Source organism: Streptomyces sp. CBMA123 (assembly GCF_014596465.1).
GTDB lineage: Bacteria > Actinomycetota > Actinomycetes > Streptomycetales > Streptomycetaceae > Kitasatospora.
Window position 1 is genome coordinate 1 of the sequence record NZ_MECK01000317.1, and the last position, 5,568, is coordinate 5,568.

The window sequence follows — 5,568 nt, forward strand, 5'->3', positions numbered from 1 at the left end:
GACGGCGGGCGGACGGGCGGGGCGCTCGCGCCCGGTCGGGGCGGCCCGGCGGGCGGCGGCGAGCCGTTCGGCCAGCCGGCGGGTGAAGGCCACCGGGTCGTGGTCGTGGAAGTCCTGGTCCAGCTCGGCGGCGTGGGCGCGCAGCAGCTCGGTGGCCTTCATGTCGCCTGCCCGTCGTCCGGGTGCTCCAGCAGGTACTCCAGGTGGCGCCGCCCGAGGCTGTAGTAGGTGCGGGCGGTGGTGTGCGCGATGCCGAGCGAGCGGCCGATGTCGGGGTAGGACAGGCCCGCCTGGCGCAGCCGGACGACGTCGGCCTGGACCGGCGCGGCGCGCGCGAGTTCGTCCATCGCCCAGTCCAGGGCGTCCAGTTCGGCGAGTTCCTCCAGCTCGTCCTGGCTGGTGTCGGGGCGGCGCTGGGCGATGACCCGCAGGCGTTTGCGTTCGGCGCGCCGGCGTTCGCGCAGGACGTCGACCACCGCGTCCTTGACGATCTTGAAGGCGAAGGCCTGCGGGTCCTCGCTGGCGAGGGCCCGGCGCCAGTTCGTGTAGAGGGTGGTGCCGGCGTTCTGCACGGCGTCCTGGGCGTCCTCGCGGTGGCGCAGGCGCTGCTGGGCGTAGCGGAGGTAGCCGGTGTTCTCGCGGGTGAAGAACGCCTCGAAGTCGTTCGGCAGGTCGTCGAGCGGGTCCGCCCGCAGGCTCCGCTCCCCGCCCGGCCCGGGAGTGTTCACACGCGCCCCCTTTCCTCGGTCAGCTGGCCGGCCCACCGGGTGGCACGCCGACGGCCCGCTTTGGGGGCTCGTGGTGTAACCGTTCGGGAGACGCGGGATGTCGACCGGATCGGGCGGACAATTGGGAACGTTTCCGTTCATTTTCGAACAGCGCCGCTGACCTGCCCGTTTGGGTGCACGGACCACCGCCCGCCGACCTCGACGTGACTCAGATCACACTCCACTCGGGCCTCGGCTTGACAAGCCCGGCGGCACCTCGGCGCCACGACCGGCGGCAGCCCCGGTGGCAGTCCCGGCGGACTACGGCGCCGGCTCCACCTCCGCCGAGTCCAGCGCGACGGTCACCCGCTCCAGCAGGACGCGCAGCGCGGCCAGGTCCTCGACCGGCAGTCCGGTCGCCGTGAGCAGCCGGCGCGGCACCTGCCCGGCCCGCTCGCGCAGCGCCGATCCCTCGACGGTCAGGCCGACGGTGACCGACCGCTCGTCCTCCGGGCTGCGCTCACGGCGCACCAGCCCGGCCGCCTCCAGTCGCTTGAGCAGCGGGGAGAGGGTGCCGGAGTCGAGGCGCAGCCGCTCGCCGATCCGCTTGACGGGCAGTTCGCCGTCCTCCCAGAGCACCAGCATGACCAGGTACTGCGGATAGGTGAGCCCGAGGTCCCGGAGCAGGACCCGGTAGACGCCGCCGAAGGCGCGCGAGGCGGCGTTGAGCGAGAAGCAGATCTGCTGGTCGAGGCGGAGCAGTTCCTCGTCCGCCATGCCGGGGAGCGTGGTCATGACCCCATCGTACCGACCACAGCCACACGATTCAGTTGTGCGCAATTGAATGGTGTGCTCTACTTATTGAGCGGTCACCGGCCGGTCCTCCACCGAGGGCCCGGTGGCGGCCCCACGCACCACGACCCCGCATGCCTCCGCGCACCTCCACGCACCACGGACCGCGCATCACGAAGGGACCCACCATGGACGCGATCTACACCGCCGCCGCCACCGCCAACGGTCGCGAGGGCCGCGCCGTCAGCTCGGACGGCCAGCTGGACCTCGCCCTCGCGATGCCGCCCGCGCTCGGCGGCAGCGGCCAGGGCACCAACCCCGAGCAGCTCTTCGCGGCCGGCTACGCCGCCTGCTTCGCCAGCGCCCTCGGCCTGGTCGGCCGGCAGGCCGGGGTGGACACCGGCGAGGCCTCGGTGACCGCCGAGGTGTCCATCGGCAAGGACGACGCCGGCTTCGGCCTGTCCGTGGTGCTGCGGGTCGAGCTGCCCGAGTCGCTGGCGGGCGAGAGCGGCGAGCTGCTGGTCAAGCAGGCGCACGAGGTCTGCCCGTACTCCCGCGCCACCCGGGGCAACGTCCCGGTCGAGCTGGTCGTCGAGTAAGTCCCACCGCTCCGGAAGGCCCGGCGCCCCGCCGGCCCCGGCCCGGACAGGGAGGCCCGCCGCACCCCGCGTGCGGCGGGCCTCACCCGTTCCCCCCGCCCCTCCATCCCCGGATCCCCCCGGTCAGCCGCCGCCCGGACCACCCGGCCCACCCGGACCGCCCGGCCCCTCCTGCCCGCCCGGCGAACGCAAGGTCTCCCATCGGTGCCGGTACTCCTCCGCGTCAATCTCGCCCCGCGCGAACCGATCCGCGAGCACCTGCTCCGGGGTCGGGCCGTGCGGCCCCCACCCCTGCGGGCCGCCGCCCGCCACCCCCGCGGCGCCCGGCCCGTGCGGGATCGGCTGCCGCGAGCGGGAGACGTAGCGGAACAGCGCGACGGCCAGGAGCACCAGCACCGCCAGGACGAGCAGCGAGACGATCACCATCACGGCGATGCCCCAGCCACCCGGTCCCTGGCCGGGCCCGTAGCCGTGCCAATGCCCGTGCCTCATCAGGTCCTCCTCCTCCGGCCCAGCGGGCCCGCCGAGGTGAGCGGCGCCATGACCACCCGAGCCACGGGGCTACCGGAGCCACCGTGACCACCCGGCTGTTCAGCGCCCTACCACCATCGTGCGCCCGCACCCGGTCAAAGCGCTGTGAAGAAAGCCTGAGAAAACGTTCCTGCGAAACCGGCCCCGCCCACCGGGGTAGCGTTTCCGCCCATGAGCCACCACCTGCCCGACGACCACCGCTCCCCCGAGCAACTCGTCGCGGCCGGCCTGCTCCGCCGCCACAGCGACCACCACCCCCACCCCGCGCTCAACCACTCCCCGATCGCCTATCTGTCCACCGCGCTCTGGGCCGAGCTCGCCGCCCTCGCCATCGCCCCCAGCGCCGCCGAGGCCACCGTGACCGCTCTGCTGCGCGCACTCGCCGACCGGGCCGTTGACGCCGCGCTGGCCCCCGGCAACGAGCGCGCCCCGCGCGACGACCTGTACGTCACCGACCCCGCGCACATCGGCCCGCACCGCCGGGCGGTCTGGTTCCAGCGCTCCGGCCCGGGCGGCCCGATCACCGCCGCGTTCGCGCCGTAGACCGAACACCCGCCGCCGCGCAGTGCCGCACAGTGCCGCGAATGGTCGTGGACCCGCGGCAGGGCCGTCGGCCAGACTCGCCGCCAGGGCCGGGCGAAGGGCTTCCTGGTCCCGGTGTTCGACCTCGCCGCGCTGGACGCGCAGCGCCGGCTGTTCGAGGAGGACTTCGCCGGCGACTGAACGCGGGCCGAGGACAGGCTGAAAACGGGACGAAGGCGGTAATCTCCCGGCAGCCTCCCGGGCAGCCGGGTCAGCGCTCGACCGTCAGGCTCCGGCACACCCAGCTCAGCCGGTCCGGCCCGTCGACGGGCGGCCGGTCGTGGTACGTCCCGTCCGCCACCGAGAGGTTGACGATCAGGTAGGCGTGCCAGCCGGTCCCGACCCCGTGCAGGTCCGCGTAGACCAGCTCGTCCTCGACGTACCAGTCCACCGAGTGCGCGCCGAGCACCACCCGCAGTCCGACGCTCGCGCCCGGGGCGACTCCGACGCCGCCGCCGTGCCAGTACCGGAAGCCGCCACGGACGTGGTTGGAGATCTCCAGGAGGTCCGGGTTGTCCGGGTGGTACTCGAAGACGTCCACCTCGTTGCCGCCGTCCCGCCAGGTCCAGATCGCCGGCCAGGCGCCCAGTTGGGTGGGCAGGGTGAGCTGCGCCGACAGCACGTCCCCGGTACGGACCTGGAAGGCCTCCGGACTGCCCTCGGTGGTCAGCAGGTTGCACGTCCAGAGCCCGCCGGTGCGCCGCCGCACCGCGCTGAACACCCCGCCGGGGCAGTACTCGTGGCTCAGGTAGTCGAGCTTGTGGTCGCTCCGGTTGGTCGGCCCCATCCGGGGGTACGCGCTGCTACGTCCGGCGATCCACTGCCTGGTCGAAGTGAAGTCCGCGTCGAATACGACTGCCACGGCCGCCTCCCCAAAGCTCTGGCGCCCCGGCAGTCCGAACCGCCGGGCACACAGAGTGAGTTACCCGATACGCTCCGCAGTATGCGAACCTGGGCGGCACAGCCCGCAGCGAGCCGGGCCCGGCCGATCAGCCGACCGGGGCGGTGGCACCCCCAGGCCGGAGCCGGTCGGTCACCGAGACCACCCCGTCCACCGAGCGGCACAGGTTCAGCACGATCGGCACCAGGTGCGCCTCGGGCACGGTGCCGCTGAGCACCACCCGGCCCTGGTCGACCTCCACCCCGATCTCCGCCGGGCTCACCCCGTCGATCCGGCCGAGCACCTCCTCGACGATCTCCCGCCGGATCACCCGGTCCTCGCGCAGGAACACCCGCAGCAGGTCCCCGCGGCTCACCATGCCGATGACCCGCCCCTCCTCGTCCAGCACCGGCAGCCGCTTCAGCCCGTGCCGGCTCATCAGCCGGGCCGCCGCGACCACGCTGCTGTCGGGGGTGGTGCAGACCGGCTGGGCCGTCATCAGGTCCGCCGCCGTGATCTCGCCGCCCGTCCCGACCCGCAGCGACTCGGGCGCGGGCAGCAGGCTGCCGGGGTCCTCCTGCGCGGCCAGCGTGCGCAGCAGGTCCGCCTCCGACACCAGGCCGAGCGGCCGCCCGTCCGGGTCCACCACCGGCACCCCGGTGATGTCGTACTCGGTCAGCAGCGCGACGATCTCCCGGAATCCGGTCTCGGGCGCGATCCGGACCACGGGGCTGGTCATCACAGATTCGACGGTGGCATGCGGCACGCCGGTTCACCTCGTCCAACGATGCTGGTCCGACCGGATGCGGATCGTCCCGGCCGGTACCGGCAGCATGGCGCCCGGCCGCTCGGATCGCCAGGGGCCAAGGGGCCGAATGGGTGGGACCAAGGGCCCTGACCTGTGAACACTCCTCCGAGGAACGGTGTCGGCGGCCGCTCGGATTGCCGCGCTCCGGAGCACGGCGACGGGCCGGAAGGACGAGGACCGTCCGCCGCCGACGCACTGTCCACCCCGGACGGCGCAACCATCACATGATCGACTCGTTGGACCGTCCACCACGACAGCACGCACGGCACCGGGAGGGCCCGTTGGCAGGACGGACGACGGGCGCGGCACCGGCGGCCCGGGGTGCGGCGCGCCCGGTGGCGGAGGCGGAGGCCGCGCTGGTGCGCCACTACCGCAGGCTGGTGCGGCTCGCCTACCTGGCCCTGCCCGCCGACCGGGACCGGCACAGCCGGGTGCTCGCCGCCCATGCGGCCGTCCAGCGCGCCCTGCCCTTCCGCTGGACCCGTCGCACCGAGCCCGCGGCAACCCGGCCCCCCAGCGCCCGACCCCACAGCACCCAGCCCCACAGCACCCAGCCCGACGCCACCGCCCCCGACCCGGTGTACGCGGCCCTGCGCCGACGGGTGCTGCGCGCCGCGCTGCGGCCACGGCCCGGCGCCCGGCTGCTGACGCCCCGGGTCTGGGGCCTGC

7 protein-coding genes and 1 pseudogene are annotated in these 5,568 nt (G+C 74.1%); 3 read left to right on the plus strand and 5 right to left on the minus strand.

Translation table 11 applies throughout. From position 1 onward, the window contains the following. Positions 1–158 precede the first annotated feature (158 nt). Together BG452_RS28785 and BG452_RS28790 are read right to left on the minus strand one after the other, a co-directional pair. The gene (locus BG452_RS28785; protein WP_188307277.1) at positions 159–728 is read right to left on the minus strand and encodes an RNA polymerase sigma factor; all 570 of its coding nucleotides are present in this window, start codon (positions 726–728) and stop codon (positions 159–161) included. 300 nt (positions 729–1,028) lie between these two features. After that, the gene (locus tag BG452_RS28790) at positions 1,029–1,502 is read right to left on the minus strand and encodes a MarR family winged helix-turn-helix transcriptional regulator (RefSeq protein WP_188307278.1); all 474 of its coding nucleotides are present in this window, start codon (positions 1,500–1,502) and stop codon (positions 1,029–1,031) included. 185 nt (positions 1,503–1,687) lie between these two features. Here BG452_RS28790 and BG452_RS28795 point away from each other — a divergent pair, with 185 nt between their 5' ends. Further along, positions 1,688–2,098 carry an organic hydroperoxide resistance protein gene (locus BG452_RS28795; protein WP_188307279.1) on the plus strand — a complete coding sequence of 137 codons (411 nt, stop codon included), beginning with the start codon at positions 1,688–1,690 and terminating at the stop codon, positions 2,096–2,098. Between the two features lie 123 nt (positions 2,099–2,221). On the opposite strand, the gene BG452_RS28800 is transcribed toward BG452_RS28795, so the two are convergent. Next, the gene (locus BG452_RS28800; protein WP_223242875.1) at positions 2,222–2,590 is read right to left on the minus strand and encodes an SHOCT domain-containing protein; all 369 of its coding nucleotides are present in this window, start codon (positions 2,588–2,590) and stop codon (positions 2,222–2,224) included. A 210-nt stretch (positions 2,591–2,800) separates the two neighbouring features. Here BG452_RS28800 and BG452_RS47275 point away from each other — a divergent pair, with 210 nt between their 5' ends. Next, complete coding sequence (locus BG452_RS47275; protein ID WP_188307280.1) at positions 2,801–3,172, plus strand: hypothetical protein; 372 nt, start codon at positions 2,801–2,803, stop codon at positions 3,170–3,172. A 250-nt stretch (positions 3,173–3,422) separates the two neighbouring features. On the opposite strand, the gene BG452_RS28810 is transcribed toward BG452_RS47275, so the two are convergent. Together BG452_RS28810 and BG452_RS28815 are read right to left on the minus strand one after the other, a co-directional pair. Continuing rightward, the gene (locus tag BG452_RS28810) at positions 3,423–4,073 is read right to left on the minus strand and encodes a beta-glucanase (protein ID WP_188307281.1); all 651 of its coding nucleotides are present in this window, start codon (positions 4,071–4,073) and stop codon (positions 3,423–3,425) included. 127 nt (positions 4,074–4,200) lie between these two features. Then, positions 4,201–4,830, minus strand: a complete 630-nt coding sequence (locus BG452_RS28815) for a CBS domain-containing protein (protein WP_223242876.1) — start codon at positions 4,828–4,830, stop codon at positions 4,201–4,203. Positions 4,831–5,180: 350 nt separating this feature from the next. Between BG452_RS28815 and BG452_RS46060 the strand changes: the two are divergent. Beyond that, a pseudogene (locus BG452_RS46060) lies at positions 5,181–5,568 on the plus strand (hypothetical protein); the annotation flags it as partial.

Coding starts and splice junctions, on each gene's coding strand:
- BG452_RS28790 (WP_188307278.1), bottom strand. CDS start 1,502: ATGACCACGCTCCCCGGCATGGCGGACGAGGAACTGCTCCGCCTCGAC.
- BG452_RS28795 (WP_188307279.1), top strand. CDS start 1,688: ATGGACGCGATCTACACCGCCGCCGCCACCGCCAACGGTCGCGAGGGC.
- BG452_RS28800 (WP_223242875.1), bottom strand. CDS start 2,590: ATGAGGCACGGGCATTGGCACGGCTACGGGCCCGGCCAGGGACCGGGT.
- BG452_RS47275 (WP_188307280.1), top strand. CDS start 2,801: ATGAGCCACCACCTGCCCGACGACCACCGCTCCCCCGAGCAACTCGTC.
- BG452_RS28815 (WP_223242876.1), bottom strand. CDS start 4,830: ATGACCAGCCCCGTGGTCCGGATCGCGCCCGAGACCGGATTCCGGGAG.